Raw genomic sequence first — 26,886 nt, forward strand, 5'->3', positions numbered from 1 at the left:
TTCAAAAGGGAATGCTATCCTCGTCCAGAGTGATGCCGGAGGCTTCCGGCGTTGTTGGCTTACCCGAAACACCTTCTGAGACCCGTTGTAAAGCCTCGTCCAGTGTCAGGCGTATGACAGGCGTGCCTGGCGGAAAGGCGCTGAGCAGGCGGCTGGGGAAGGCAGCGGACAGTACAACGAAGTGGCCCTTATCATCCTTGCTGCGGATCAGGCGCCCGAAAGCCTGCGCCAGTCGTGCGCGGATCATCCGGTCATCATAGGCGCTGCCGCCACCAGCTGCGCGCCGCGCGCGGTGCAGAATGCTGGGCTTGGGCCACGGCACGCCTTCCATCACCACACAGCGCAGCGATTCGCCGGGGACATCGACTCCATCGCGCAAGGCATCGGTGCCCAGCAAAGACGCTCTCGGATCATCGCGGAAAATATCGACCAGCGTGCCGGTATCGATCGGATCGACATGCTGCGCGAACAGCGGAAGCCCGCCGCGCGCCAGCCGGTCGGCAATTCGGCCATGCACCGCGCGCAGCCTCCTGATTGCGGTAAATAGCCCCAGCACACCGCCGCCCGCCGCTTCGATCATCCGGGCATAGCCGCCTGCGAGCGCAGGCAGATCGCCGCGTTTGATATCGGTGACGATCAGCACTTCGGCGCGTCCCGCATAATCGAACGGGCTATCGGCAGAGGAAAGCCGCGGCTGGACCTCGATATAGGGCGCGCCGCTGGCGGCAACCGCGCTATCCCAATCCTCGCCATCCCTGAGCGTTGCCGATGTCAGCATCACCCCATGCGACGGCTCCAGCACGACTTTGGCGAACGGCTTCATCGGATCGAGCCAGCGGCGGTGGATGCCGATATCGAACTCGCGCGCTTCGGAGCGTTCAACCGAAAGCCAGTCGACAAATTCGGGATCGCTCGGCCCGCCCATCCGGTTAAGCAGCGATTCCCACGCCGCCAGCAGATCGACGCGCCAGCTGAGCGAATGGCGCGCTCCTTCGATCCGCGCGCGGCCTTGGCCATCGAGCCAATCGGGGGCATCCTCGATAATCGATTCCAACCGGACGCCGAGCTTGATGAGCGGATGACGGATCGCGGCGAGAGCGCTTTCGGCCTGTCCCGCCAGTTCCACGAAATTGCCCGGCAGCTGCGCCGCCTCTGTTTCGATGCCGTAGCCAGCCTCCTGTCCCCTCAGACCATTGGCACTTTCGTCGCGGGCGTATGTGAGCGAGCGAACCGCCGCGAGTAGGCTTTCAACCGGTCCCCATGGCTCATTATCATTCAGCCTCTGCAGCCAGCCATCGCCCGGCAGTGCTTGTGCCGCTTCAATCGCTGCCTCAACCGCTTCACCGCCCGCATCGTCATAGCTGGCAACATCGGCCAGCCGCGCTGCCAAGCCGCGTCTGCGGCCTTTATTCTTGCGCTCGGGCCCGATGATCCAGCGGCGCAGTTCGATCGTCTCCTGCCCGGTCAGCGCAGCGGCGAAAGTCGAATCCGCCGCCTGCATCACATGATGGCCCTCATCGAAGATGATGCGGCTGGGACGCTGGGCGTGGTCGCGGCCTCTGGCGGCATTGATCATGACCAGCGCGTGGTTGGCAATCACCAGATCGGCCTGTGCAGAGGCGCGGGCGGAGCGCTCGATAAAACACTTCCGGTAATGCGGGCACCCCGCATAGACGCACTCGCCGCGTTGGTCGGTGAGGGCGGCAATGCCGCGCTTGCGAAACAGCGTGCCGAGCCAGCCGGGCAGATCACCGCCGATCATATCGCCATCGCGGGAGAAGCTGGCCCAGCGTGCTACCAGCTGCGCAAGGATCGCCGGCCGGCCGCCAAACCCGCCCTGCATGGCGTCTTCCAGATTGAGCAGGCAGAGATAATTCTCACGCCCCTTGCGCACGACAACGGGGCGGCTCCCATCGGGGCGTTGCTCTGGCCAGGCGCGGCGGCTTTCGGAGCGCAATTGCCGCTGCAAATTCTTGGTGAAAGTCGAAACCCACACTGTGCCGCGCGCTGCATTTGCCCACAGCGATGCGGGCGCGAGATAGCCGAGCGTCTTGCCGATTCCGGTACCCGCTTGCGCCAGCAGAACATGCGGCACATCGCGCTTGTCACGTGGCTCGAACACTTTGCCGACAGCTTTCGCATAGTCGCGTTGGCCCTGCCGCCGTTCGGCTCCGTCGCCAGTCAGGTGATCGAGCTGCGCTTCGATTGTGTCTTCGGGAATGGAGATCTGCGCGGGCTGCGGGCGCTCGGGCGTTTCCTCCCATTCGGGTAGCTTGGCGAACAGCCACTTCTCCGCCCGCTCAGGCTTGCGAATATGCGGGCTGAGGATTTGTGCCCACGGCCAGCGCATCTTGGTCAGCGATTGGAGGCTGGACCACGCGCCATCGCGTTCCGCCCACTCCTCGCTTTCACAATGTTCAAGGATTTTTCCGGCTGCGAGCTGGAGTAGGGCGGGCACAGCGTCGTCGCTGGCGGGTTCATCCAGCGCCAGCGCATCGGCCAAGCCTTTCGGCGTCGGAACGCAAAACCGCGCGGGGAAAACGAAAGCGTAAAGCTCCAATAGATCGAGACCGGAGAGATCGGGATAGCCGAGCCGCGTCGCCACCAGCGGCGCGTTGAGCATCAGCGCAGGCGTATCCGCCGCCGCCATAATCGCCTCACCCTTGGACAGTCCCCGCGTATTGCCATTGGCGTCGCGCAACCACGTGCCAGCATGCGAGGCGTGAAGTGCAGCAAGGGGGAGCGGCTGGGGCATCGTCCAAAGCTATGGAAAGCGCGGAACGGAAAGTAAACGGGGGCGGGGGATTTGTCGGCGGTGGGGTGGATGGTGGATGCCCGCTAACGACCCGATTGCGACCGTTGCATAGGCCCGCTTCACTTATGTTTCAGTCTGAATCGACCACTAAGGTCGGTTTACCCGCCATCACGGACACGCATTGGTCAGGGTAGTTTGCACGCGACAAAGAATCTAGCCCTCCCACCGTCTGCGAAGATGCCTTGACCAGCACGAAGGGATAAGAGCGGCTCGGTTCGAAACCACAATGTTCGCCCACAACACCCACGCGAACAGCAATCGAATGGTTATCAAAATCCTTTTGCGGACCGAACTCAGTCACGAAAAAGTTTTCGGTCGCATTGGGCATTTCTCCAACCGCGTACAGACCGAGAAGTTCGTTTTCAAAATTGATCTGTGACAATACTTGCGACAGCTCGTCTTGGGAAAGCGCATTTCCAACCCATGACTGCCGCACTTCGGCGGATGAGCGAAAAAGAAGAGCCTCGCTCTTCACCGGGCCATTGAAACCCCGGTGCAACACGGTGAACGGCGCGTTCGGTCCTGGTTTGTAAACCTTTCGCCAGGGCACGGCGATCTCTGTTGGAGGATCACCCAGAACATCAATCCGCGCCTGCATGATCTTGGCTACTTCATCAAAACGCTCAGGCAATTGCCCGCCATCGTCGGGAAGATCAGCCAGCATAGCTACCCTCTCGAGATATGCCGCGAAATAGACTTCGTCCCTGACGAGCATTGCTACGTAGCTCTCCATCGCCAACTTGTCGGCCCGCAAGCCATCGATTACTTCAGCGTAGAGCGTACGTTTTTCGCCATCACCTATGATCCAACCAGGATCGTAATTTGCGGGAATCGATAGGTCCGCGTCGCGCACTCTGTCCATGAGTGCTGCAAAGCGCAGGGGATCGCGTGCAAGGCTCTCTTCGACAAACTTGCCGTTTTTGGCAAGAACCTCGACAAGATTTGAACGCTCATACAATTCGAGAGGGTCCTTCGGCGGAAGCAAGGTCACATCTGCAGTGGCCCGAATGCTCGTTACGACACTGAGAAAGGCCGCATCATCGTCGCGACCTTCTTCCTCACAAGCCTTGGAGCCTGCGCCCAATTCGAGGACGTTGCTCCCTGCGTGGTTCATGATTGCAACAGTACATGCGGAGACCGGCTCATCATCTGCAGATTGTGAGGCAAGGGCCAAGAGTAGAGCTAAGATCATTCCCAGACGTTACCCTATGTCGCGCTACGCGACCAGAGGGCCAACTTTCGAGAAGATCTCGATGTCCGCTTTCCACCCTAGTTTCGGACGTAGCCTGAATCTTCAATAATCGACCGCACCGAACTGCTTAACGACACGCCCGCTGTCCTACATATCCCGCAGTGTCTATACCCCGCGCATGGCCAGCCGAGTTTCCTTTCCAAGCGTTCGAATGGCGACGGTGTTGGGTCGTCATGCCGCGCTGTGCAGTCACAGAGTGCTGTTTTGAAAGGTCACGGACGCTCGCTCGCTGGCGTGCCCAAACCCCTGATTTCCCGAATAAAGCGGCGAAAGGTCACAGAAATAATACCTGCCGTATGCGCTCCACTTTGCCCCACTACTCGCCTTCGCACTTGCAACATTGCACGAAGCGCGCAAAAGGCTCCGCTATGACTGACAGCACACTCATGGAAACCGCGCGTAATTCGAAAGCATGGCCTTTTCAGGAGGCGCAGCGTTTGCTCAAACGCTATCCGGACGGGGTCAAACCTGACGGATCGCCGGTGCTGTTCGAAACCGGTTACGGACCCTCGGGCCTGCCGCATATCGGTACGTTCCAGGAAGTGCTGCGCACGACATTTGTCCGGCGCGCGTTTGAAGCGATGACCGGCGCGCCGACGCGGCTCGTGGCGTTTAGCGATGATATGGACGGTTTTCGTAAAGTGCCGACCAATCTGCCCAATCAGGCGATGCTCGCCGAGCATTTGAACAAGCCGCTATGCCGTATTCCCGATCCATTTGAAAAGTACGAGAGTTTTGCGGCGCATAACAATGCGATGCTGCGCGAATTCCTCGACCGGTTCGGGTTCGAGTATGAATTTATCGCCTCGTCGGACCGCTACAATTCGGGCGCGTTTGATGATGCGTTAAAGAATGTGCTGGCGAACAATCAGGCGATTCTCGACATCATGCTGCCGACATTGCGGGCGGAGCGGGCGGCGACCTATTCGCCGATTATGCCGATCTCGCCAACCACCGGCGCGGTTCTTCAGGTTCCGGTTGAGGTAGTCGATGCCGCATCAGGAATGATCCGTTTCTCCGATGAAGATGGTTCGGAGGTGGAGCAATCCGCTTTGGGCGGTCAGGCCAAGCTGCAATGGAAAGTCGATTTCGCGATGCGCTGGGTGGCGCTGGGCGTTGACTATGAAATGTATGGCAAGGATCTGACCGACACCGGAATCCAGTCGGGCAAGATCGCCAAAGTGCTGGGCGGACGTAAGCCCGAGGGGCTGATTTACGAGCTGTTCCTCGATGAAAATGGCGAGAAGATTTCCAAGTCCAAAGGCAATGGTCTGACGATCGAGCAATGGCTCGAATACGGGACCGAAGAGAGTCTAGGCTTCTACATCTTCCCCAATCCGAAAAGCGCGAAGCAATTACATGTCGGTGTGATCCCGCGCGCGGTCGATGATTACTGGCAATTCCGCGAGCGTCTGGCCGAGCAACCGCTCGACAAGCAGCTTGGCAATCCCGCATGGCATTTGCTGCGTGCGAATGAGAGGCATGACGGGCCGGATGCGCCGGGCGCAGGGGATACTGTTCCGGTGACGTTCGGGTTGCTGCTGAACCTTGCCAGTGTGCTGGGCGCAGAGGCGACGTCGGAGAATGTCGCGGAATATCTCGACAGCTATATCGGTGAGCCGACCAACAGCCCCGAGCTCAAGCAGATGATCGATGCTGCGGTGGCCTATACCCGCGACTTCATCGTCCCGACGCTGAGCAAGCGCGCTCCGGCGGAGAATGAAGCGGCAGCATTACGCGCTTTGGACGCAGAGCTTGCCGATGCTCCGGCGGATATGTCGGCCGAGGATTTGCAGACAAAGGTCTATGAAATCGGCAAGCAGGAGCAGTTCGGTTTCGAGAATCTGCGCGACTGGTTCAAGGCGCTCTACCAGACGCTATTGGGCAGCGATCAGGGGCCGAGAATGGGCAGCTTTATCGCGCTTTACGGGGTCGCAAACTCGCGCAAGCTGATCGCGGAGGCGCTGGAGCGAAGTTAACTGAGCTTGGCGGCGGCTTTGTGATTGAGCGGACGGGTGCGGTACCATTTGGTCAGCACATATTTGACGCCCGCTTCCACCGGCGTTCCGGCGTGCAGCATATTCTCGTTGGGCAGGCCCTCGCGGTCGGCATTGTTCCAGATGAGAAGTACACCCGGCTGGGGTTTGATGCGCAGGTCGAGATTGACGAAATGGGTCGCGCCGCCGCGCTCGACCGGATTGAGAAATGCCATCGCAGTCCAGCTGCGCTGCCCGCCGCGCTTGCGTTCGATCTTCCAATATTCCTGATCGGGATAGAAGAAGTCATTATGCGGTTTAAATTGTTGGCCGACATGATAGCGCTGCCCCTGGATTGCTTCACCGAGTTGCGGCTTCAGGCCGAGAAGAGTGTCAATGCGCGCGTTAAGTTCGGCCATAAACGGTTCATGCGGATTGAGATTGCCCGAAAATGACGTGCGAAAACCGGTCGAATAATCCTGATCAAACAGCTCGCTCGGCTTGGCGATAGCATCGACCATTCCCAGCAGCTTTTGGCATTCCGCGCCTTTCAGGAAGTGGCTGACGGCATACATATCCGCCTTGTCGCCAGTATCGAGCCGCTCCGCAGCCGGATTGGCGTCGAGCCGTTTGCGGACCGAATCGCCAACACGTTTCAGTGCGTCTTTGTCGGGGGAAATGGATGTCTTGGCCATGGCGGTTTTCTAGCATCCAATCGCCGTGCTTCAACCCGCCAACTTGCCGGACGCGCTGCGAATGCTAGGTTGCGTGTAGTTTCAGGGAGACGGATTATGAATGCTGAGGGGCAAAGACGCTATTCAACCGGGGCCATGTGGTTCCACTGGATCATCGCGATTCTGGTGATTGTAAGCTGGCGGGTGGTCGTGACCGCCCAAGGACTGGAAGGTCCCGACAAGGGCTGGTGGATGGATCATCACAAGGCGTTAGGGGTCACGATTCTGGTGCTAACTATTGCGCGGCTGATCTGGCGATTGACGCATCCGGTTCCGGGCAAGGCCAGTACCACACCCGCGTGGCAGCACATGCTCGCGCGGACACTGCACGTGCTGTTCTACGTGATGCTGATCGGCTTGCCGATCGGGGGGTGGCTCGCGAGCTCTTACTTCGGCGGCAGCATCGATATGTGGGGCGCGTTTACGGTGCCGGGTTTACCGGTTGGCGAGTCGCGCGAAATGGGGAAGACGATCATCGGTTTCCACAAAACCGGCGGTGAAGCTCTGGTCTATCTGGTCGGCTTGCACATTCTGGGCGCGCTCAAACATATGCTGATCGACAAGGATGGCAATCTCTGGCGAATGCTACCTTGGGGCACACCGAAAGCCTGACAAGTTTCGATAGCCTGACAAAAGGAAACCCCCGCCAGATCGCTCTGGCGGGGGTTCTTTTCGCCGGCCACTTATGCCGGAAAATGGGCCGCGACTTACCAGAAGAAGTCGTGGATCGTGTCGACCACTTCGCCGGTGTAGATATTCACCAGCAACACGTCGTCGTAATAGCGCACCCAGCGGTAGGGGCCGTAAACTTCGGGCAAGCGGTAAGTCCACGGATCGTTGATCCAGTACCGGTTGCTGTAGAAGAGGTTGTCGAGGAAGAACCCGACGCTGATCCGGCTGTAACGATATCCGCGATACGGCGAATAATACCGGCCCAAGTTAAAGATGCTCCGGTTGTAACGACGGTGGTTATGCCAGTTATAACGCTTGTTGTTCCGCCATTGGTTGCGGTTCCAGCGACGGTAATCACGCCGTGCCTGGCGACGGTCCCGGCGGATGTCCGCACGGCGAGCATCGCGATATCCGTCGCGATATGCACCGCGGCGGTTGTTATAATATGTCCGGTTGCGGCCATCGCGGTAGCCCGCACGACGGCCGTCCCGATAAGCGCGGTTGCGATCTATCCGGCGATCCGCTCTGCGGTCTGCGCGGCGATCAGCCCGGCGTTCTGCCTGACGGCGGTCTTGACGTCGATCTGCGCGGCGGTCCTGACGCCGGTCAACTCTGCGCTCAACTCTCCGGTCGACTCTGCGGTCAACGCGGTTGTCTTGCCTCCGTTCAGCCCGACGATCCGCACGATCGCGCTGACGCTCTGCACGTTGCCGTGCCTGTACCGGTGCAACCGCTGGACCGCGAACCTGACGGTCTTGGCGGCGATCAGCCCGTCGATCCTGCCGCACCTGACGCTGCTCGCGTGCCTGACGAGTTGGCTGCGCCTGATTCGCGCGGCGCTCTTGTCTGGCTTGACGGACCTGCTGGCGTTGATCGTTCGTACGTGTTTCACGTGTATCGTCGCGAGCACGATTACGTCGTGTCTCTACGCCGCGATCAGACCGTCGTTGCTGGCGAGCCTGTTGACGTTGTTCGCGATTCTGCCGAGCCTGGCCGCGATCACGGTCGCCGCGTTCCGCGCGTTGCGTTTCGGCCGATGCTGCGGCTGGAGCAGGAACTGCTATCAGGGCCATCGCCATAGCGAGGGCCGAGGCGCTGCCTGCGGTCATTAGATGTTTGATAGTCATACGGCTCTCCATTTAGAATGCCGCGCCCACCATGCGGCCCTGTTGATGTTTTGCCTTCTAGTTCAGCTTGGATGACGCGAATCTGAACAAAAGGTAAAGGCTTTCGTTAATGTTCGGGCATACTTAAGTGAACATACTGACTGGGAGAGTTTCCATTGACGTATGATACCCGCGCGCGGCTATAGGGCCTTATGGACATCTCGCTAGAGACTATTGCAGACGATATCGCAAACCACCTGCGTACCGGCGCAGATATGCGGAAATCGGCAATGCATACGCCCGTGGTCGGCACAGCGGATGGTGATTTACGTGTGATGGTTTTGCGCGAGTTTGACCCTGCTGCTAACACGCTGCGCTTTCACACAGACAGTCGCAGTCCGAAAGTTACGGCCATTCGTGCCAATCCGCAGCTTAGCGTGCTTGCTTATGATCCAGGCGCTAAAGTCCAGCTACGGATTAAAGGCGTCGGGCGGATTGAAACTGATAGTACTACCGCCAATTCGGCATGGCGCGAATCGACCACTTTTGCCCGACGATGTTATCTTGCAGAGACCGCACCGAGCGCTAACTCCGAAGAGCCGACATCCGGGCTACCCGGATGGGCAGAGGGCATTACACCGACCGAGGAGCAGGTCGCAGCAGGCCGTGAAAACTTTGCAATCCTGATGATCGACATCGCTGAATTTGATTGGTTGTATCTGGCGAACACGGGCCATCGCCGTGCGCGCCTTGTTGTGGACGAGGGTGGCACCCTGACGGGGAACTGGCTGGTTCCCTAATGGGGGCTCACGACGCGCCGATAATTTCCAGTTTGGCTAGTAAACTCGCTTCGTCGAATGGCTTGGTTACATATTCATCCGCGCCGACATCAACTGCTTGGTGGATGTCCTTCACGCTCGAATGCGTTGTGCAGAATACAACTTTTGGCCGTTTGGGATGATTGAGCGCGCGCAGTTCGGCGAGAAAATCGATACCCGTCATGATCGGCATATCCCAATCAAGAATAATCAAATCGGGCATGGCCAGTTTGCACTTTTCCAGTGCTTCTGCTCCGTTTTCGGCTTGTGCCGTGACATAGCCGCGGCTTTCGACGATTTTGCGCGCGACTTTGCGGATCATCCGCGAGTCGTCGACCAGCAAGCAATTGCGCGGCTGTTGCTCGGCGCTTGGTACAGCTGTTGGTACCGATGGCGCCACACGGCGACCATAGGATGGTGCGGGTTCAGCCGCTGATTGATCTGCCGGTGGAGCCATCGCTTCTGGCGCTGCCGGAGCCGGCTCGGGAACCGCTGCCTGTTCAGGTGGAGATGGCTGCGCATCGGGTTGTCCCTGCTCAGGCGCGCCTTCCGGCACATTGCGGCGTTTTATCAGATTGTGAATGGGACTACCTCCCCGTTCTGAGCCGAAGAGTTCGGTGATCCGACCATTTCCTGCTCGCCTGCAGTTTTGCGGACGTGGAGATAAGGCACCCAGACATCGCCATATTCGGCTTTCTGATACCACAGATCGAGAATGTCATAGGATGCCCAAAACCCGCTCTGGTCCTGCAAGCGGACTCCTTCGCCAATACGCGGCACGACAGAAAACTTCACTTTCTCGTGCGATTGCGTGGTTTCGTTCTGGATTTCGACATCTATCATTGTGTGCGCCTCTGACTTCAAGAGTGTTGCTAGAGGAAATTGCTTGATGAATTGGAAACAAACTCTTGCGACCGCATTAACCATGCCTTCAGCTTTTGTGGGCGTTTGCGGCGCCTGGATTTGATCAGAAGTTTGGGCCTTACAGATCGTTAGGCAGCTTTGGTGTCACCGGTCCGTGGATCGCTCTTGCGGCGGGCAGGGGCTTCGATTGTGTCGCTGCTGAGCGCGACTCTGTTGCGGCCCGAATTTTTGGCATGATACAGTGCCTTGTCGGCGCGCCCGAACAATTCGCCATATGTATCACCTGCTTCCAAACCGGTGGCGCCAAAGCTGGCCGTCAGATGGGTGCTTTCACCCATGCCCTCGATACGCAGTCCGGTAACACTGATCCGCAGTCGTTCCGACAAGGAACGCGCGACTTTGCCGTCCGCATCCCAAATAAGAATACAGAACTCTTCGCCGCCAATCCGGCCGCAAATGTCGGTGTCGCGCACAGTATCGAGCACCAGCGATCCAAACGCTGCGATCGCGTTATCGCCGACCTGATGCCCCCAAATATCGTTCACTTGTTTGAAGTGATCAATATCGCCGATGATCAGCGCAACCTGTACATCCTCTCGGCGCGCTTTGGCGATTGCATCTTGTACCCGCGCTTCGAATGTGTGGCGTGTGAGCAAACCCGACAGTTTGTCCCGTGCAAAACTCTCATGCAGTGCGTTCAACTGGTCTTTGATACAGGCGGCAATCAACGCCAGCCCCATGACCATCGACCCCAGCGCCAGGACTGTTATCAAAATCCCGTAATACACGCTGTCACGGTAATCATCGCCGGTTATTTCGGACGAGAATGTGAAGGACAGGGCTGGCCGGATGAAGAACTGGGCAGCATTGAGCGTCAGCACCGCCAGTACGATCTTTTCGATAAAATCGGTGTTTTTCCGCTGTGATAACAGCACGGCCGCAACGCTGAAAATCAGCCCATACGTCGAATTGGCGATGTACAGATCCGCCTCGACGCTGTCGCCGAACATTTGCGAGATCAAACCGAATAGACCGCCGAGCACCGCAATGGAGATCATCGTCTTAAGCGGCGGGGCTATGCCAACCCGGTATAATATGCCCCAGATAACCATTATCGCACCGATCGAATAGGGAATGTGCGTAATGCTGATGTTGGACCGGCCAAGACTATCAGGATTGAGCTGCGACATGAAAAAGCCGATGCTCAGGAAGAAATACCCGGCACCCATCGCCAACGTCTCACGCCGCGCGGGATCACGGCGCCACAACGCAAGCAGCGTGACCGCGAAAATCATCGCGGTCAGCGGCGTCAGTAATGCTTGAATACCCTCGCTCACGCGGGTCTCCCGAAAATCCTGAGAAACCCGATAGGATGAGTGGGTTAATTTGCGGTAAGCAGGCAGATTAGGGATGCGAGTCGCAGCGTGACGATGGCCGTAACTTAGCGAATTTTGCACATATGCAGGGTCGAAAGTAACTTTCCCGACCTGGTTTGCGCGGTTGACGATTTCAAAGAGCCGATGAGAGGCTAGCAAAGCTGCGCGATGTAGGAAAATCGCGGGAGTGATGATGGCGTGATATGGGCTCTGCGTGCATGACGAGTTCCAGCCTTGCGTCTATATCGTCGCATCCGCGAGAAACGGACGCTGTATGTCGGTGTGACGTCTCACCTTCTGCAGCGGGTGGCGCAGCACCGGGACGGCTCGGTCGCCGGATTCTCAGCTGACAACAGTACAAAGCGGCTGGTGTGGTTCGACCTTTACGAAACGATGGAAGATGCGATCCTGCGCGAGAAGCGGATCAAGAAATGGCGCAGAGCGTGGAAACTGGAACTGATCGAGAAAGGCAATCCGCAATGGCGCGATCTGGCCGAGGATTATGGGTTTGAGATATTGGTAGATTAGGTCTTAAACGTTCCGTCCGTCACCCCCGCGAGAGCGCGGACCCAGAGCAACCAGTCACCAAAACACCCTAGATTCCCGACTTTTTAGGAATGACAAATCGAATTGCAAAATTGTGCTGATTGGAGGAATATTTGCCTTTCTCCGATCAATTTAATAGTTCTATTGAACAAGACGGCAAAGTTATTTTTATAAAGGGGTGGGTTTTGAAGAATTTTGCTAAGAGTTTACTCGCGTGGTCGAAGAGTCCGGACAGCGATTTCTTCCAAGCATCTAATCCAACACACCTTCCTGAAGATCCAAAAAATCAATTGAACAGGTTAAGGAGGAAGACGGAAATCACGAGAGATGTCAGGATGCACGCTAGCCGCCGATGCTATTCGAGACATAGGGCATCGATATATCTAGTTTCGACATTATCGACAGGAGTTATACTTTTATCACTTTTGCCTAATACGTTGACAAATGTATCTGACCAGCAAAATCAGATATTATTGTCTAGTTCAATCGTTTTTTCAATCTTCATTATTTTTACAAGTGCTATCGATGCAATGACTAATTTTTTCTACCGAGCAAGGATTTTCCAAAATAACGGTGAAAAACTGGCCGCATTGCTTTATGATCTCAATTTTAGTCCGCTTGCTTATGCGCCGACGCCCGAGGTCGTAAAGACATTTGCGGATCGTTATGAGGCTGCTGTAAGAGACCTACCATTTAACCACGACTATGTTGATTTCCTGGCCGTTCGTATCGGAAAGTCTCACCTATTCCCCCGTCGATACTCAAAATATCGTCCGATGAGAGCGATTCAGAAAACTAGAGATCGTCTAACTCTCTATTTTCGGAAATTCACTTGGATAATCCCATCCGCATCAGCGGTGATAATTGTCGGAATTGTGGTATGGAAATTGGTTCTTCCAGAGAGCTAGATTGAAGAGTTTTACCTAGTCAGCTTCTTATACGCCAACCGCGTCGGCCGATCCGCAGCATCGCCCAGACGCCGCCGCTTATCTTCCTCATACGCCTCGAAGTTCCCCTCGAACCACTCAACATGGCTGTCGCCTTCAAACGCCAGAATATGCGTTGCCAGACGGTCCAGGAAGAAACGGTCGTGCGAAATCACCACCGCGCAGCCAGCGAAATTCTCGATGGCATCTTCCAGCGCGCGCAGTGTTTCCACGTCCAGATCGTTGGTCGGTTCGTCCAGCAGGAGGACGTTGCCGCCTTCTTTCAGCATCTTCGCCATATGGACACGGTTGCGTTCACCGCCGGATAGCTTGCCGACGATTTTTTGCTGGTCCTGCCCTTTGAAGTTGAACGCGCCGACATAGGCACGCGTGCTCATGTCGTGGCCGTTGACTTTCATGTAGTCGAGCTCGTCGCTGACTTCCTGCCACACATTGTTCTTCGGGTTCAGATCGTCGCGGCTTTGATCGACGAAGCCCAGATGCACGGTCTCACCGATTTCGATGGTGCCGCTGTCGGGTTGTTCCTGACCGGTGATCATTTTGAACAAAGTCGATTTACCCGCGCCGTTAGGGCCGATCACGCCGACGATACCGCCCGGGGGCAGGATGAAATCGAGATCTTCGAATAGCAGCTTGTCGCCAAATGCTTTGGTCAGCCCCTTGGCCTCGATCACTTTGCTGCCGAGGCGTTCGGGCACCTGAATAACGATCTGCGCTTTGCCCGGTTTGCGGTCCTGCTGCGCTTCCTGCAGCTGTTCAAACTTGCGGATACGCGCTTTGGATTTGGTCTGGCGGCCCTTGGTTCCCTGACGGATCCAGTCGAGTTCCTCGTTGAGCGCTTTCTGGCGGCCCTGATCTTCGCGGTCTTCTTGCGCCAGACGCTTTGATTTCTTCTCCAGATAGGTCGAGTAATTGCCTTCATACGGATAGTAGGACCCGCGATCGAGCTCCAAAATCCACTCCACCACATTGTCGAGGAAGTAGCGATCGTGGGTGATCATCAGGACGGCGCCGGCATATTCCTTGAGGTGGTTCTCAAGCCATTCGACGCTTTCTGCGTCCAAGTGGTTGGTCGGCTCGTCCAGCAGCAGGATCGACGGCTTCTGGATCAGCAAGCGGGTGAGGGCGACACGGCGGCGTTCACCGCCCGAGAGGTTTTCGACGCTCGCATCGGATGGCGGGCAGCGCAGCGCCTCCATCGCGATTTCGAGCTGGTTGTCGAGCGTCCAGCCGTCCACGGCGTCGATTTTCTCCTGAAGTTCGCCCATCTCTTCGCCCAGCGCTTCGAAATCCGCATCGGGTTCGGCCATTTCGGCGGTTACTGCATTGAAGCGTTCAACCATGTCAGCCACTTCACGTGCGCCGTCTTTGACGTTTTCGAGAACGGTCTTGCTCTCGTCCAGCTCTGGCTCCTGTGCCAGATAGCCGACAGTGATATTCTCGCCCGCCCAAGCTTCGCCGGTGATATCGGTGTCGATACCCGCCATGATCTTGATCAGTGTACTCTTACCCGCGCCGTTGGGGCCGACGATACCGATCTTCGCGCCTTGGTAGAATTGCAGATTGATGTTCGACAGCACCGGCTTTTTCGCACCGGGGAAAGTCTTGGTCATGTTCTTCATGACATATGCGTATTGCGCGGCCATTTGGCGTGTCCTTCGGGTAATCGGTTATCAGGTAGAATATGCCTGCGCAGATAGGGCGTGATTGGCACCAGAGCAAGTGGATCGAACCTGCGCACCGGCTCAATCGACCGCATAGCATCGGGGATAGCCGTGCGGCGGCAATTTACATTGCTTGCGTGAGGCGCAGTGTGGAAAGGACCGGGAGGCGTGATGTGACAAAGCTGACAGAGAATTTTACGCTGGCGGAGATGGTGCGGTCGCAGCAGGCACTCCGGCGCGGCATTCCCAACAGTCCCGGTTCGCGCGAAGTAACGGCGCTGAGGATATTGTGCGAGAATGTGCTCCAGCCGGTGCGCGAACATTTCGGTAAGCCGGTCAATATCAGCAGCGGTTTTCGTTCGCCGCGCCTCAACCGCGCGATTGGCGGCTCGGGCAGCAGCCAGCATTGCCTCGGCGAGGCAGCGGATTTTATTGTGTCCGGCGTCAGCAATCTTGAAGTCTGTAAGTGGATGGAGCGGCGGCTCAATTACGATCAGCTGATCTACGAATTTGGCGAACCTGGCTGGGTCCATTGCAGCTTCAGCACAAACCGCATGCGCAATATGGAATTGTCAGCGATGCGTTTGGGCGGACGTGTGAAATATTTGTCGGGACTACGGGCTTAGGGCGTTCGCGCCGCTGGACTTGGCCGGTGTGTGCAGATAGCAATCACTGCCATGAAAAAATATGCACACTCGCTCGTCCTGGCGCTCGCCGCATTGTCAGTTCCGCTTTCCGCTCAAGTTCCGGGCGGTATGTACAAATATCCCGCTCAGCAACAGGCCGATGACGCGCTGACCGGCGATAAATATGCATGGGACTTCGTGGAGGGCATCACCACCGAAGTTGGTCCGCGTCAGGCAGGTACAGAGGCTGAAAAGCGCGGCCGCGAATGGGCGATGAACTGGCTTAACAAGCACGGCTTTGAGAATGTCGCCGACGAGCCTTTCATGATGAACACCTGGGTGCCGGGCGAAGTGCACAAGGCGGAGATCGTCAGCCCGTTCCCGCAACCGCTGGTGGTACAGCCGCTGGGCGGGACGCCTTCGACTGGCCCTGACGGCATCACGGCTGAAGTCGTCGAATTTGAAAGCGTCGATGCGCTTGCGGAGGCGCCAGAGGGCAGCCTCAAAGGCAAGATCGCCTATGTGACGCATGCGATGGCAGCTTCGCAGGATGGTTCGCATTACGGCTATTTCGGCGGTGCACGTTTCGTCGGCCCCGGTTTGGCCTCGCAGAAAGGCGCGGTGGCGATTGTTATCAAATCTATTGGAACCGATGAGCACCGCAACCCGCATACCGGTATAATCCGTTTTCCTGACGGGGTTGATCCGATTCCCGCGGGCGCTTTGACGCTGCCCGATGCGGCCAATCTGGAACGGATGTTCGACCGTGCTGACGGCCCGATCACGTTGAAGCTGACGCTTACCCCGCGCTGGATCGGGGAAACGCAAAGCGGCAATGTTGTGGGTGAGATCGTGGGCCGCGATCCATCGCTGCCGCCGGTTTTGCTCGCATGCCATATCGACAGCTGGTGGAATGCGCCGGGCGCGTTTGACGACGGGGCGGGGTGCGGGATCGCGGCTGCTGCGGCTTTGAACGTGTCGAAAGCGGGCCAGCCTCTGCGCACGATCCGCGTGTTGATGGCGGGCGCGGAGGAAGTCGGCCTGCATGGCAGTGTCGCCTATTCCAAGGCGCATATCGATGAGCCGATCGGCGTTGCCTATGAAAGCGATTTCGGCGCAGACCGCATCTGGCGCTTCGAGAGCAATTTCCGCGAGACCAACCCTGATCTTCACACCAAGCTGGCAAAATCCGTCGCGCGGTTTGGTGTCGCCAATTCAACAATCGTCGCGCGGGGCGGCGCGGATATCAATATCGCGCGCGACCAGAACACAGCAATTATCGATCTGCAGCAGGATGGCTCGCGCTATTTCGAATTGCACCACACGCCCGATGATACGCTGGACAAAATCGATCCGGCGCAATTGCGCCAGAACGTTGCGGTGTGGACGCAGGTAACGGGTATCCTCGCCAATTACGAAGGCTCGATCAAAGGCGAATAGCGCCAATTGTTTTTCATAGGAGACATTGCATTTTTCTGGATAACACCACTTTCGATCTGATCCTTCGCGGTCTGGTTCTCACCGCGTTTGCGTTGATCTGGGTGGTCCTGCTCATTCGCGTGACTGGACTGCGGTCGCTATCGAAAATGACCAATTTCGATTTCATCATGACGGTCGCGATGGGCAGCCTTGTGGCGGGAGCCGGGCAGGCAAGCGAATGGAGCGGGTTCGCCCAGGCGATCACTGCGATGGTCGGGCTGTTCCTCACGCAATATGTCGCTGCGCGGATGCGCAAAAGTTCTGACGCGGTTGAAGCAGCGATGCAAAATGATCCGGTGATGTTAATGCGTGACGGCGTGATCGATTACGATGCTCTCAAGAGAACCCGTGTTGCCGAAAGCGATTTGATCGCAAAATTGCGCGAAGCGAATGTCCTCAATTTCTCCGAGGTCCGTGCTGTCGTTTTGGAAACCACCGGCGATGTATCGGTGTTGCACGGCGACGCGCTGGACGAGAAGCTGATCGAAAATATCACTTAGGTCCGAATAAGCCCCTCGACCGGGCTAGCAGATCGAGCTGGAAACAGCGTGCGCATCGCTAGCTCGGGATCGAGTCCGAAATGTCCCGCCACTGCTCCTGCCAGCACCGCTTCAAGCGCGTTCGTGGGATTAAGGTCGCGGCCTTCGAACAGATCGTTCTGACGCAGCCCGGGCCAATCGGCGATCACTTTTCCGCCTGCTACCGCGCCGCCGAGCAGCATCGCGGCGCTACCGGTGCCGTGGTCGCTGCCATTGGTGCCGTTGAGCTTGACTGTGCGCCCGAACTCGGTCGCGACGATGACAAGCGTGTCGTTCCATTCGGCCGCCATACTTTGCTGGTATGCGCCGAGCAGCGCGTCTAGCTGCCGCGCTTGCCTGCTAAACTGTCCGCGTTGGCCTGCGTGACTGTCCCAGCCGTTCGACTCGATCATCATCACGCTGGCAGCACCGGCTCCGATCATCAGCGATGCCGCCAGCCCCCCGACCTTCTCCGCATCGCGTAAATTCCGCATCTGCGTGTCGCCAGCCATTGCGCGGGTCTTCTGCGCTTCGGCAAACAATGCGCCAAGCTCGGGATCGCTTTCGTAAATCCGGCCGACGCGGGCCATTAAATCTTTATCTGCTCCGGGAAGCGCGGTGGGCGCATAGCTGGACATCGACTGCGCCCCCTGCATTGCCAGCGGTATCGACGGTGACAATGCGAGTGCGCGGATATCCTGTTCGGGAATGAGGCCAAGCAGACGGTTCAGCCAGCCATCTCGCACCGAATAGGCCGTGGCGCCGCCCGATTCGATAACATTCTGCCCTTCGAAATGTGACCGCTCGCGATAGGATGAAGCGACCGCCTGCACGAATAGCGCCTGCTTTTGGCTGTAGAGTGCACCGACGTTTTCGTAGGACGGATGCAGCGCAAACAGCCCGCCTGACAGACCGACGCCGTCATAATCTTCTGCCAGCGCGCCGCGCAAAGCGTTGAACTGCGGATCGGCGACAGGGGCTAGAGTCGCAAGCCCGTCGGCCGCGCCGCGTTGCAAGATGAACAGCAAGCGTTTGCTCGTTGCTGTCTGCGCGACAGCCAGCCGGGGCAGTGCCAGCGAGGCGCTACCCGCGAGGATCGAGCTGAGAACAAAATTACGGCGGCTCAACATGGTTATCTCCGCATCATTTCAGGCGAGGACAGCAGCAGCGCCAGGCCCTGTTCGGGACTTTCCGCGCGGCTGATCCACGTTGCAGTGGAATCGTTCAGCCCATCCTGGAACAGGTGCCGGGCGAGGGACGGGATGTCCCCTTCGCGCGACAGAGCGGCGATTTGCGCGGCAACTTCCACCCGGCGGATCAGTGCATCGGGCGCGGCCCAATTGCTGGAAGTATCGGGATAGCCCTGAGGAGACGGCGGTCCCCATGGCACTTGGCCGAGTTCCTGCTGCATACGAACAAAGCGGCGCGCATTCATTCGGCTGCCGCCCGTCGCTCGCATAATTGCAATCGACCATTCCCATGGCGTGCGGAATTTCACGGGCTGCTCGGTCCAAGCCTCGGGCGATTCTACGATAGCGCGATAGAGCGACGGCAAATCACCATTGCTCTCTAGGAACGTCCGCTCAAGCCGGGCGATCATTGGCTGTGGCGGTTCGTCCCCGGCAAAATGGCGCACTAGCTTGGTAGCGACATGTTTGGCTGTGGAAGGATGCTTGGCGACCGTATCGAGTATCGCCAGTGACTGCTCATGGCCGTCCTGCGTGTATGTTTGGCCCAATACTGTGCGCGATCCCGGTTCATGCATATATCCCGCCCAGGCCGAGCCATTCGGCAGTGTTGCCGCACGCCGCGCACGGGCAGTGCCATCTACCGTCCAACCGGTCATTGCACGGGCGAACTCGGTTACGTCGGCCTGGGTGTACCCACCTTGCGCGCCAAGCGTGTGCAGCTCCAAAATCTCACGTGCGAGGTTTTCATTGAGCCCCGCCTCGTTACGGCCTCTGCGCCGCCGCCGGACCGCGATCTGGCTGTTGGGGCCGGTCGATTGGAACTGGTCGAGATAGATAAACATTGCCGGATGCAGCACGGCTGCGCGCAGCATGTCACGGAAGCTGCCCAACACATGCGGACGGATAGCCTCGAACTCGTGAGCGCCTGCCATGCCGCGCAGCTGGTTTTTCTGGACCGAGACCGCGAAGTGGTTGGACCAGAAATACACCATGCGCTCGGCGAAAGGCGCGTCGCTCTCGACCGCTTGCGCGCCGCGCGCGGCCACCGCCTGAACATAGTTGCGCCGCGCTGTCTGGCGGACTTCACGGATTTGCTGCTGTCCGCGATCTTCTGCTCCGGACTCGCGCGCCATTCGGCGGATGGTGCGGATGCCAAGATAGCTTTGGATAGCTTCGGTCGAGTTGGGCTGACTTGCAATTGCTGCCGGGCGGGGATCGTAACGCTCAAACTGGTCGAGCAACCAGCGCTCCGGATTATCCGGCTGTTGATCCTGCGGGCGGCCACCAAGGCCGAAGCGGTTCCAGGCGATACTTATCGGCGTCATGACGCATAGGGATACACCACAGAACCTGAATGTCAGGTCACAAAACGTAACAGATTGTCGCGTGGTACAAAGGCCGGTTCCGTCCGGCTTCCTAGTGTATGATGGTCGGGGAGACAGGATTTGAACCTGCGACCCCCTGTACCCAAAACAGGAGGTTTATGACTTTTCGTGTTTCCTGCAGTTTCATATACATAGTCTAACTAACGGAATAATATCGAAAAATAAAGAATTAAAGATTTCCAAGTTTGACTGACTTGCAATTTTGGTGCTTACTCCGTGCTTACCGGAGGATAAGAATGCCTAAGCAAAAGCTGACAAAACGAAGTGTAGACGCCGCCAAAGCTGTTGGAAAAGAATATGTCATTTGGGATGACCAGCTCAGCGGCTTTGGATTGAAGGTAACCAAGAAGGGAGCCAAGTCTTTTATCCTCAGATACCGCATGGGCGGGAGGGGCTTTCCAGACAGGCGCGTGACCATCGGTAGCCCCAACAACGGCATTACAGCAGAGCAGGCCCGTAAGGAGGCCGAAAAGCACGCTATCGCCGTTGCTCAAGGCGTTGATCCGCAAGAACAGCGTAAGCAAACCCAGCACGATGCTCTATCGCTGGCATTCGATAGCTACGCCGAATTCTACATCGAAAAATACCTGAAGAAGGACTGCCCCAAGAGCTGGCCGGAAGCGGCGCGCCTTTTGCGGACAAACGCAATTCCCCATTTCAAGCACAAGCCGTTACCGTCAATCAACAAGCGCGACATTCAAGCCCTCATGGACAACCTTGCAGAACGAAAAGGCATTGCCCGCAACACATATGCGAACATCCGAAAGTTACTTAAGACCGCGTTTGCTAGAGGCGATATTTCGTCCAACCCAATGGATGGTATGAGGCCACCCGAAAAGGTGGCAGCGGGCGACCGATATCTGGACGATACAGAAATCGCCGCGCTGTGGACTGCCAGTGGAACTATAAATCACCCATATGCTGCGGTTGTCAGAACGCTCCTCCTGACGGGGCAGCGACGCGACGAGGTTGCAGATATGGTTTGGGGCGAGATTGACCTTGAGGAGGCTGTATGGAGCCTTCCCGGCGGCATTCGCACCAAGAACAGCAAACCCCACACCGTGCCGCTAAGCGAAGCCGCGATGCAGGAGCTGCTTTCTTCGAAAATTGATGACTGCGAATTCGTTTTCTCTGCGTCGGCAAGCAAACCGATCCAGAACTGGTCCTATTGGAAACGCAAAATCGATGTGAAGTTCGCCGAGGAAATGTCAGCTCGCGGAGAATTGCCGCCAGCACCGTGGAAAATCCACGACCTTCGGCGAACGGTAGCTACTGGTTTACAGCGCCTCGGTGTCGCTGGCGATGTTGTGGAGGCCATACAGAGCCGCGAAGTCCGAGAAGGAGTGGCAGGTCGATATCAGCACCACGACTACCCTACGGAAAAACGGGCGGCATTGGAACTTTGGAGCAATCACATCGCAACGTTAGTCAAGCGCTGATCCAGCTCGGTCATTGCATTTCTGTCTGAGCAATATGCGGACAATTGTGGTCGGATTATTTCGACACGGATTCGGTGCGAAATCGGTGCAAATTCTGCGCGAATTCCACGCAAATTCCACGCAGAAATTACGCGAGATTTTTCTTGGATTCGTGTTTGCCTTAGGCTCTTTTGTGGCTGCACATCAAAGGGTGTGTGGCGCGAAACGGATCAAAGCGCCTTCATCAAGACAGAGCTGGATTGTGCCTCGATCCGTTGCTCTTCCGAAAGGGCTAGACATGCAGAAAACCCAATTTCCACCCAACATGCGAACGACACAGGCAGCCCAATATCTGGACGTGTCTGAAAGCCTCTTAGAGAAGTTTCGCGTTTTTGGTGGAGGGCCACGCTACGCCAAGATTGGTCGAAGTGTAATCTATCGGCGAGCATCGTTGGATGATTGGCTAGTCGCTTCTGAAATCCGCAACACGAGCGACCATATGGAAGTCGCCTGAGAAACCCCCTCAACCGCATGGATGCACGCATAGAAAGGCCCAAAATGGCCAAGAATAGCAAAAGACCGAAAAAGCCAAACGCAACTGGCCGCAATGACACCGAACGTTTCGTGAAGCTCGATGAGTGGATGCTAAGATCGAAATCCTATCGATTGCTGTCAGCGCCTGCGCGAGCGTTGCTTGTTGAGTTTCTGCGACTCTATAATGGTTCCAATAACGGCCACTTATGGATTTCGCAGCGTGATGCCGCATTGGCTATCGGTGTGAGGCAACATTCAACTGCAGCAAAGTACATTGATGAATTGATCGAGCGGGGCTTTCTGAAGATCATGGTGCCGGGTTCGTTCAACAACAAAACACGCCATGCGACCACCTATGCGCTGACGATGCATAAGATTGGGGAGGCTCAGCCAACAAAGGAATTTATGGACGAGAAGTTGCTTTCAAAAGAGGAAAAGCGACGTGCTGCCCAATTGACCCTGTCGTGGCGAAAAAAGAAGCCATCTGGGTTGAATGGTATACCCGCCGGATATCTGCACGAGTATGAAAATCAACCACGTCGTGCAGGAATCGCCTAGTTTAGCGGGTGCGATAATCGTACCACATATAATATACCACGCAGTGGTGTTTCTGACGGTTCGGCGAGCGAGCATAAAGAGCCAGCTTACTTAGACAGGGGCGGGGCCATAACAACGGCTCCGCCTACTACCTACCCCAACGTGGTGCAGGAACGCGGCCCTGATTCTGCAGTGGTTCCATTGAGGTTATCTCAAACGGGGGTGGGGGCAAATCTGAAAGTACCCGACTGAAAAAAATATATCCAATTTTTCTATACGCCCCCTTCAGGGGCGGCATTGCCGTAAGACGGGCGTCGTTCCGCGAACGATGGTCGGATAGGCATTGCAATATCCTTCTTCAGCGTCTCACTGAGTCGATCAGCGTTGAGGCCTCTAATTCTAGTGCAGCGGCCACATCGGCAAATTCTACAAAGTCCAGACGCCGCTCGCCTATCTCATAGCGCGAAACATGCTGTTGATGATGGCCAATCTTTTCAGCCAATTCGCGTTGCGACCAGCCGAGCTTCTTCCGCCGATCAACCAACTGGCCAATCAGTTTTCGATACCGTTCGTCGTGAAAGCCCTTGGCCAAATTTGCTACCCGCAATCGTTATGCGGCGTGTGTCGGCCCTCCTGTCATTTACACAAAAACCGTGTGAAACTAGGGCGTGGTTGAGGGATTGGATCGGGTAGGGACTTGCGGCTTCATGACTAGCTATTGCCAAGATCAACACCAACGCCGTGAGGAGGCTGTAGAAGCTGCGTTGACTATATCTGCTAAGCGTGCAGCTCAAGTTAAGCGAAGGGCGTTTGATGGACTTCTAGCGACGTTTATTGGGCTAGCCGTAACGGCGGGATTCTACTTCGTGAATGCCGACAGCTTATGGCAACTTCCCGCCACTATTTCCGGTTTGGCGGCGCTTTACACGTGGCACAATGTCCTTCTTTTCGGCTCAATGAACGATGTTCAACTACGTGCCATTTCTGCAGTCGAGGGCGGGGGCTTCACCGTCGAGCAAACCAAGCAATCAACGCCGCTAGGTTGCAAACTCAAAGTGATCTTAGAGCCAACGACACAAACGACTGCCCACCTCTGGGATGAATCTTGTGTAGCCGATCAGATTGACGCCGATGACGCAACAACCTTCGCATGGACCCCTTCCGGTACCTTTGCCGCAATCGAATTGCCGCAAAAGCCACAAGGAAAGCTGGTGCTGGCTGATTACCAAACGGCTCTGGCAAAACGAATTGATCGGCTGGTCGCTCTGGAAAACGAACAAGCAGCACGCAAATTGCTCAAGCAGGTTGAACGAATTGAAAACACGGTCGCCATCGACGACCTTTCCAAGTTTGGCCAAGCATTTGTTTCAGGGAGCGAATGGCTGATCGCCAAGGTGCAATTTCCTTCTGAGGGAGTGTCAGTGGAGGGCCTGGAGCATGATCCACAGTTGCTGGCCTTCTTGCGTGACGATGATTGTTTAGAAGCGTTTCTGAATGGCGTTTATGCTGGGCATGAAGACTATGAAATGGACTAGATTCCAACGTCCTTGAACGCTCGTATTCAGATCAGAAAACGCCGTATTTTTCCGACTCTGGTTGCTGCGTCTTGGAATTTCAAAGACCTTTGAAGCGATTATGCCCCATTCGGCAGTGTTGGCCGATAGGGTCGTTTTCCCTATTTTGCGTCATCTAATAGGGTTTTGATGGGGGAGCTTTCCCTATTGGCAATCGCCTGTCATCGGCTAAGCCTAGGCGATACAATTGAACTAAGGATTTCCTACGCATGTTTGAGCAGACCTTCAAGAATATCGAAGACGTATTGTGGAAGGAGGCGGGCTGCACAACCGAACTGGATTACACCGAGCAAACATCATGGTTGCTGTTTCTAAAGTATCTGAATGACCTCGCTTCCGCGCGGGAAATCGAAGCAGAGCTAGAGGGTAAGGAATACACGCCTATCCTTGATCGTCGGTACAGGTGGTCAAGCTGGGCAGCCCCTAAGAACGATGATGGCGAGTTTGACCATGACAGCGCGCGGGTTGGTGATGACCTGATCCAATTCTTAGATGATGACTTGTTTCCCTATCTGCGCGGCTTTAAGGCTCGCGCGGAAAGCGCCGACACCATCGAATACAAAATCGGCGAGATATTTGGCGAAATCAAAAACAAGTTCACCAGCGGATATTCGTTGCGCGATGCGTTGGAATTGGTGGATGCGCTATCGTTCCGCTCGCAGGACCAGAAGCACGAGCTTTCGCACCTCTACGAAGCCAAAATCAAGAATATGGGCAACGCTGGCCGAAATGGTGGCGAGTATTACACCCCAAGGCCGCTCATTCGTGCGATGATAGCCGTTGTCGATCCACAGGTTGGCGAGACGGTATATGACGGGGCTTGTGGCTCTGGCGGCTTCCTGTGCGAAGCCTACGATCATATGCGCGCCAAACCAAAGCTAAGCACTGGTGATGTGCGGACGCTTCAGGAAAGCACATTCGTGGGGAAGGAAAAGAAGAGTCTCGCATACGTCATCGCCACGATGAATATGATTCTGCACGGCATTGAGGCACCGAACCTAATCCATACAAATACACTGACTGAGAATGTGATGGACCTTCAAGAGAAGGATAAGTTCGATGTGGTGCTGGCTAACCCGCCATTTGGCGGAAAGGAACGGAAAGAAGTTCAGCAGAATTTTGCGATAAAGACGGGTGAGACAGCGTTTCTATTCCTCCAGCATTTTATGCGGTCGCTAAAAGCAGGTGGCCGCGCGGCTATCGTTATCAAGAACACCTTTTTGTCAAACACCGAGAAGGCAAGCGTGACCCTGCGTAAGGAGCTACTGGAAAGCTGTAATCTCCATACAATCCTCGACATGCCAAGTGGTACCTTTCTTGGTGCGGGAGTTAAGACGGTGGTGCTGTTCTTTGAAAAGGGTAAGCCGACCAAGCGCATTTGGTATTACCAGCTCGATCCGGGCCGCAACATGGGTAAGACTAACCCGCTGAATGACGATGACATGGCGGAATTTGTAAGGCATTATCCGACGTCGGCCGATAGCGAAAATAGCTGGACTGTCGCGGTCGACGAAAGCGATATCAGAAACTACGATTTGTCACCGAAAAATCCAAATGCGCCGGAGGAGACACCGCTCCGGTCGCCGGAAGAAATTATCGCGGAAATGAAGAAGCTGGACGCTGAAAATATTACGATCATAGCCGATATCGAGGCAATGCTATGAAGACCGTTCCGCTCGGCGAACTTATCAAACTACAAAGTGGATTTGCATTCCGAAGTGCCGACTATGTAAAAAAGGGCCATTTTCTAGTTAGAATTAGCAACGTTCAGCAAAATCAGATTTCCCTCACAAGCCCAAAATATGTTGCGCTTGACGACAAAACGAGAAAATTTGCACTGAATGAGGGGGACATTCTAACGTCGCTTACTGGAAATGTCGGACGTGTCGCCAAAGTTGATGAAGCTAATCTTCCAGCTGCTTTAAACCAGCGTGTCGCGCGAATAACCGTTGCTTCTGACAAACTTGATCCGTGTTTCCTCTACCAGTTCTGTTCTAGTGCTGCTTTTCGCGATGCTCTTTCACGGCAAGGTCATGGCGCGGCGCAAAAAAATGTCAGTCCAAAACAGATTGAGGAAATCCGAATTCCTGTTCCATCTCTTGCCAAGCAGAAGCAGATCGTAGCCTTTTTGGATAAGGCACTCGCTGGAATCGGCACCGTCGTCGCCAATGCGGAAAAGAACTTGGCAAATGCGCAGGAACTGTTTGATGTCGAGCTGCGCAGGGCATTCGATAGCCTCGCGGATAGTTGCAACCAGTTAACTTTGGCGGAAGCGGCAATCGACTTTGGACGAGGAAAGTCCAAACACCGACCTAGAAACGATCCGAAGCTATATGGCGGGCGATATCCGTTTGTCCAAACTGGAGACGTGCGAAATAGCAACCACATCCTCCGATCTTATTCGCAATCCTACAACGATAACGGATTAGCTCAGAGCAAGTTATGGCCGAAAGGAACGCTGTGTGTAACCATCGCGGCCAATATAGCGGAAACAGCAGTTCTGGATTTCGAAGCATGCTTCCCCGATAGTATTATTGGAATAGTGGTGGATGACCGACTTACCACAGAATTCTACGTCGAATATTTGCTGCAATCACTGAAATCTACTTTGCAGTCTAAAGGTAAGGGCAGCGCGCAAGCAAACATAAATTTGGCGACCTTCGCGAATGAGAGGTTTCCATTTCCCTCCTTGGAGAAGCAGCGAGAGATTACGGATCACCTAGATAAGATGAGCAAAAACATAAGTTTACTTAAAGCCAATTATTCCATGAAGATCGACGAGCTAAATGTGATGCGCGAGTGCATTCTCCATTCTGCTTTCTCCGCACATCTTATCAATGCGCAAGGGAAGTAGC

26 protein-coding genes are annotated in these 26,886 nt (G+C 56.0%); 15 read left to right on the forward strand and 11 right to left on the reverse strand.

What is annotated here, in order from left to right; all coding sequences use genetic code 11:
- Position 1: 1 nt before the first annotated feature.
- On the reverse strand, positions 2 to 2,755 hold the full coding sequence (locus GRI35_RS07470; protein ID WP_160613588.1) for an ATP-dependent DNA helicase: 2,754 nt from the start codon (positions 2,753 to 2,755) through the stop codon (positions 2 to 4).
- A 130-nt stretch (positions 2,756 to 2,885) separates the two neighbouring features.
- Complete coding sequence (locus GRI35_RS07475) at positions 2,886 to 3,899, reverse strand: hypothetical protein (protein WP_160613589.1); 1,014 nt, start codon at positions 3,897 to 3,899, stop codon at positions 2,886 to 2,888.
- Positions 3,900 to 4,435: 536 nt separating this feature from the next.
- On the opposite strand from GRI35_RS07475, the gene GRI35_RS07480 reads away from it, so the two are divergent.
- Positions 4,436 to 6,046, forward strand: a complete 1,611-nt coding sequence (locus GRI35_RS07480) for a lysine--tRNA ligase (protein ID WP_160613590.1) — start codon at positions 4,436 to 4,438, stop codon at positions 6,044 to 6,046.
- Here the strand turns inward: GRI35_RS07480 and GRI35_RS07485 are convergent.
- Entirely contained in the window at positions 6,043 to 6,738 is a 696-nt protein-coding gene (locus GRI35_RS07485) for a prolyl hydroxylase family protein (RefSeq protein WP_160613591.1), read from the reverse strand. The two genes, GRI35_RS07480 and GRI35_RS07485, sit on opposite strands and share 4 nt — an antisense overlap.
- Positions 6,739 to 6,834: 96 nt before the next feature.
- On the opposite strand from GRI35_RS07485, the gene GRI35_RS07490 reads away from it, so the two are divergent.
- Positions 6,835 to 7,389, forward strand: a complete 555-nt coding sequence (locus GRI35_RS07490) for a cytochrome b (protein WP_160613592.1) — start codon at positions 6,835 to 6,837, stop codon at positions 7,387 to 7,389.
- A gap of 95 nt (positions 7,390 to 7,484) precedes the next feature.
- Here GRI35_RS07490 and GRI35_RS13820 read toward each other — a convergent pair whose 3' ends face one another.
- Entirely contained in the window at positions 7,485 to 7,715 is a 231-nt protein-coding gene (locus GRI35_RS13820) for an RcnB family protein (protein WP_235900158.1), read from the reverse strand.
- A 95-nt stretch (positions 7,716 to 7,810) separates the two neighbouring features.
- Here GRI35_RS13820 and GRI35_RS13715 point away from each other — a divergent pair, with 95 nt between their 5' ends.
- Positions 7,811 to 8,530, forward strand: coding sequence for a hypothetical protein (locus GRI35_RS13715; protein ID WP_202390679.1), 720 nt, complete (start codon positions 7,811 to 7,813; stop codon positions 8,528 to 8,530).
- Between the two features lie 237 nt (positions 8,531 to 8,767).
- Entirely contained in the window at positions 8,768 to 9,355 is a 588-nt protein-coding gene (locus tag GRI35_RS07500) for a PNPOx family protein (protein WP_235900159.1), read from the forward strand.
- A gap of 7 nt (positions 9,356 to 9,362) precedes the next feature.
- On the opposite strand, the gene GRI35_RS13990 is transcribed toward GRI35_RS07500, so the two are convergent.
- The 3 genes from GRI35_RS13990 to GRI35_RS13995 form a co-directional block, all read right to left on the reverse strand.
- Complete coding sequence (locus tag GRI35_RS13990) at positions 9,363 to 9,929, reverse strand: response regulator (RefSeq protein WP_328598427.1); 567 nt, start codon at positions 9,927 to 9,929, stop codon at positions 9,363 to 9,365.
- A gap of 14 nt (positions 9,930 to 9,943) precedes the next feature.
- Entirely contained in the window at positions 9,944 to 10,216 is a 273-nt protein-coding gene (locus tag GRI35_RS07510) for a hypothetical protein (protein WP_160613593.1), read from the reverse strand.
- Between the two features lie 149 nt (positions 10,217 to 10,365).
- Positions 10,366 to 11,574: a GGDEF domain-containing protein gene (locus GRI35_RS13995; RefSeq protein WP_160613594.1), complete on the reverse strand. Its 1,209-nt coding sequence runs from the start codon at positions 11,572 to 11,574 to the stop codon at positions 10,366 to 10,368.
- Between the two features lie 273 nt (positions 11,575 to 11,847).
- On the opposite strand from GRI35_RS13995, the gene GRI35_RS07520 reads away from it, so the two are divergent.
- Together GRI35_RS07520 and GRI35_RS07525 are read left to right on the forward strand one after the other, a co-directional pair.
- Positions 11,848 to 12,141: a GIY-YIG nuclease family protein gene (locus GRI35_RS07520; protein ID WP_328598428.1), complete on the forward strand. Its 294-nt coding sequence runs from the start codon at positions 11,848 to 11,850 to the stop codon at positions 12,139 to 12,141.
- Positions 12,142 to 12,260: 119 nt separating this feature from the next.
- Positions 12,261 to 13,067, forward strand: a complete 807-nt coding sequence (locus GRI35_RS07525; protein WP_160613595.1) for an SLATT domain-containing protein — start codon at positions 12,261 to 12,263, stop codon at positions 13,065 to 13,067.
- Between the two features lie 11 nt (positions 13,068 to 13,078).
- Here GRI35_RS07525 and ettA read toward each other — a convergent pair whose 3' ends face one another.
- Complete coding sequence (gene ettA, locus GRI35_RS07530; RefSeq protein WP_160613596.1) at positions 13,079 to 14,752, reverse strand: energy-dependent translational throttle protein EttA; 1,674 nt, start codon at positions 14,750 to 14,752, stop codon at positions 13,079 to 13,081.
- Between the two features lie 191 nt (positions 14,753 to 14,943).
- Here ettA and GRI35_RS07535 point away from each other — a divergent pair, with 191 nt between their 5' ends.
- The 3 genes from GRI35_RS07535 to GRI35_RS07545 all read left to right on the forward strand — a co-directional run bounded on the left by GRI35_RS07535 (position 14,944) and on the right by GRI35_RS07545 (position 17,375).
- Entirely contained in the window at positions 14,944 to 15,396 is a 453-nt protein-coding gene (locus GRI35_RS07535; protein ID WP_290258757.1) for a D-Ala-D-Ala carboxypeptidase family metallohydrolase, read from the forward strand.
- A 51-nt stretch (positions 15,397 to 15,447) separates the two neighbouring features.
- A complete protein-coding gene (locus GRI35_RS07540; protein WP_160613598.1) occupies positions 15,448 to 16,836 on the forward strand; it encodes a M28 family peptidase in 1,389 nt (462 codons plus the stop codon).
- A 101-nt stretch (positions 16,837 to 16,937) separates the two neighbouring features.
- Complete coding sequence (locus GRI35_RS07545) at positions 16,938 to 17,375, forward strand: DUF421 domain-containing protein (protein WP_290258754.1); 438 nt, start codon at positions 16,938 to 16,940, stop codon at positions 17,373 to 17,375.
- Here GRI35_RS07545 and GRI35_RS07550 read toward each other — a convergent pair.
- Complete coding sequence (locus GRI35_RS07550; RefSeq protein ID WP_160613599.1) at positions 17,372 to 18,523, reverse strand: DUF1501 domain-containing protein; 1,152 nt, start codon at positions 18,521 to 18,523, stop codon at positions 17,372 to 17,374. The two genes, GRI35_RS07545 and GRI35_RS07550, sit on opposite strands and share 4 nt — an antisense overlap.
- A 2-nt stretch (positions 18,524 to 18,525) precedes the next feature.
- Positions 18,526 to 19,908, reverse strand: a complete 1,383-nt coding sequence (locus tag GRI35_RS07555) for a DUF1800 domain-containing protein (protein WP_160613600.1) — start codon at positions 19,906 to 19,908, stop codon at positions 18,526 to 18,528.
- A 296-nt stretch (positions 19,909 to 20,204) separates the two neighbouring features.
- Between GRI35_RS07555 and GRI35_RS07560 the strand changes: the two genes are divergently transcribed.
- The 3 genes from GRI35_RS07560 to GRI35_RS07570 all read left to right on the forward strand — a co-directional run bounded on the left by GRI35_RS07560 (position 20,205) and on the right by GRI35_RS07570 (position 22,478).
- Positions 20,205 to 21,407: a tyrosine-type recombinase/integrase gene (locus tag GRI35_RS07560; protein WP_160613601.1), complete on the forward strand. Its 1,203-nt coding sequence runs from the start codon at positions 20,205 to 20,207 to the stop codon at positions 21,405 to 21,407.
- A 304-nt stretch (positions 21,408 to 21,711) separates the two neighbouring features.
- Positions 21,712 to 21,900 (forward strand): helix-turn-helix transcriptional regulator, encoded by a 189-nt coding sequence (locus GRI35_RS07565; protein WP_160613602.1) that lies wholly within the window; start codon positions 21,712 to 21,714, stop codon positions 21,898 to 21,900.
- 44 nt (positions 21,901 to 21,944) lie between these two features.
- Positions 21,945 to 22,478 (forward strand): hypothetical protein, encoded by a 534-nt coding sequence (locus GRI35_RS07570; protein ID WP_160613603.1) that lies wholly within the window; start codon positions 21,945 to 21,947, stop codon positions 22,476 to 22,478.
- A gap of 337 nt (positions 22,479 to 22,815) precedes the next feature.
- Here GRI35_RS07570 and GRI35_RS07575 read toward each other — a convergent pair whose 3' ends face one another.
- Positions 22,816 to 23,049 carry a helix-turn-helix domain-containing protein gene (locus tag GRI35_RS07575; protein WP_160613604.1) on the reverse strand — a complete coding sequence of 78 codons (234 nt, stop codon included), beginning with the start codon at positions 23,047 to 23,049 and terminating at the stop codon, positions 22,816 to 22,818.
- A 115-nt stretch (positions 23,050 to 23,164) separates the two neighbouring features.
- Here GRI35_RS07575 and GRI35_RS07580 point away from each other — a divergent pair, with 115 nt between their 5' ends.
- From GRI35_RS07580 to GRI35_RS07590, 3 genes are all read left to right on the forward strand, one after another.
- Positions 23,165 to 23,992: a hypothetical protein gene (locus GRI35_RS07580; RefSeq protein ID WP_160613605.1), complete on the forward strand. Its 828-nt coding sequence runs from the start codon at positions 23,165 to 23,167 to the stop codon at positions 23,990 to 23,992.
- A 248-nt stretch (positions 23,993 to 24,240) separates the two neighbouring features.
- Positions 24,241 to 25,695: a class I SAM-dependent DNA methyltransferase gene (locus GRI35_RS07585; protein WP_160613606.1), complete on the forward strand. Its 1,455-nt coding sequence runs from the start codon at positions 24,241 to 24,243 to the stop codon at positions 25,693 to 25,695.
- Positions 25,692 to 26,885 carry a restriction endonuclease subunit S gene (locus GRI35_RS07590; RefSeq protein ID WP_160613607.1) on the forward strand — a complete coding sequence of 398 codons (1,194 nt, stop codon included), beginning with the start codon at positions 25,692 to 25,694 and terminating at the stop codon, positions 26,883 to 26,885. The genes GRI35_RS07585 and GRI35_RS07590 overlap by 4 nt, the downstream gene beginning before the upstream one ends.
- Position 26,886: the final 1 nt, after the last annotated feature.

This window comes from Pontixanthobacter aestiaquae, from assembly GCF_009827455.1.
Lineage (GTDB): Bacteria > Pseudomonadota > Alphaproteobacteria > Sphingomonadales > Sphingomonadaceae > Pontixanthobacter > Pontixanthobacter aestiaquae.

Coding starts and splice junctions, on each gene's coding strand:
- GRI35_RS07470 (WP_160613588.1), bottom strand. CDS start 2,755: ATGCCCCAGCCGCTCCCCCTTGCTGCACTTCACGCCTCGCATGCTGGC.
- GRI35_RS07480 (WP_160613590.1), top strand. CDS start 4,436: ATGACTGACAGCACACTCATGGAAACCGCGCGTAATTCGAAAGCATGG.
- GRI35_RS07485 (WP_160613591.1), bottom strand. CDS start 6,738: ATGGCCAAGACATCCATTTCCCCCGACAAAGACGCACTGAAACGTGTT.
- GRI35_RS07490 (WP_160613592.1), top strand. CDS start 6,835: ATGAATGCTGAGGGGCAAAGACGCTATTCAACCGGGGCCATGTGGTTC.
- GRI35_RS07500 (WP_235900159.1), top strand. CDS start 8,768: ATGGACATCTCGCTAGAGACTATTGCAGACGATATCGCAAACCACCTG.
- GRI35_RS07510 (WP_160613593.1), bottom strand. CDS start 10,216: ATGATAGATGTCGAAATCCAGAACGAAACCACGCAATCGCACGAGAAA.
- ettA (WP_160613596.1), bottom strand. CDS start 14,752: ATGGCCGCGCAATACGCATATGTCATGAAGAACATGACCAAGACTTTC.
- GRI35_RS07540 (WP_160613598.1), top strand. CDS start 15,448: ATGAAAAAATATGCACACTCGCTCGTCCTGGCGCTCGCCGCATTGTCA.
- GRI35_RS07550 (WP_160613599.1), bottom strand. CDS start 18,523: ATGTTGAGCCGCCGTAATTTTGTTCTCAGCTCGATCCTCGCGGGTAGC.
- GRI35_RS07555 (WP_160613600.1), bottom strand. CDS start 19,908: ATGACGCCGATAAGTATCGCCTGGAACCGCTTCGGCCTTGGTGGCCGC.
- GRI35_RS07560 (WP_160613601.1), top strand. CDS start 20,205: ATGCCTAAGCAAAAGCTGACAAAACGAAGTGTAGACGCCGCCAAAGCT.
- GRI35_RS07565 (WP_160613602.1), top strand. CDS start 21,712: ATGCGAACGACACAGGCAGCCCAATATCTGGACGTGTCTGAAAGCCTC.
- GRI35_RS07570 (WP_160613603.1), top strand. CDS start 21,945: ATGGCCAAGAATAGCAAAAGACCGAAAAAGCCAAACGCAACTGGCCGC.
- GRI35_RS07580 (WP_160613605.1), top strand. CDS start 23,165: ATGACTAGCTATTGCCAAGATCAACACCAACGCCGTGAGGAGGCTGTA.
- GRI35_RS07585 (WP_160613606.1), top strand. CDS start 24,241: ATGTTTGAGCAGACCTTCAAGAATATCGAAGACGTATTGTGGAAGGAG.
- GRI35_RS07590 (WP_160613607.1), top strand. CDS start 25,692: ATGAAGACCGTTCCGCTCGGCGAACTTATCAAACTACAAAGTGGATTT.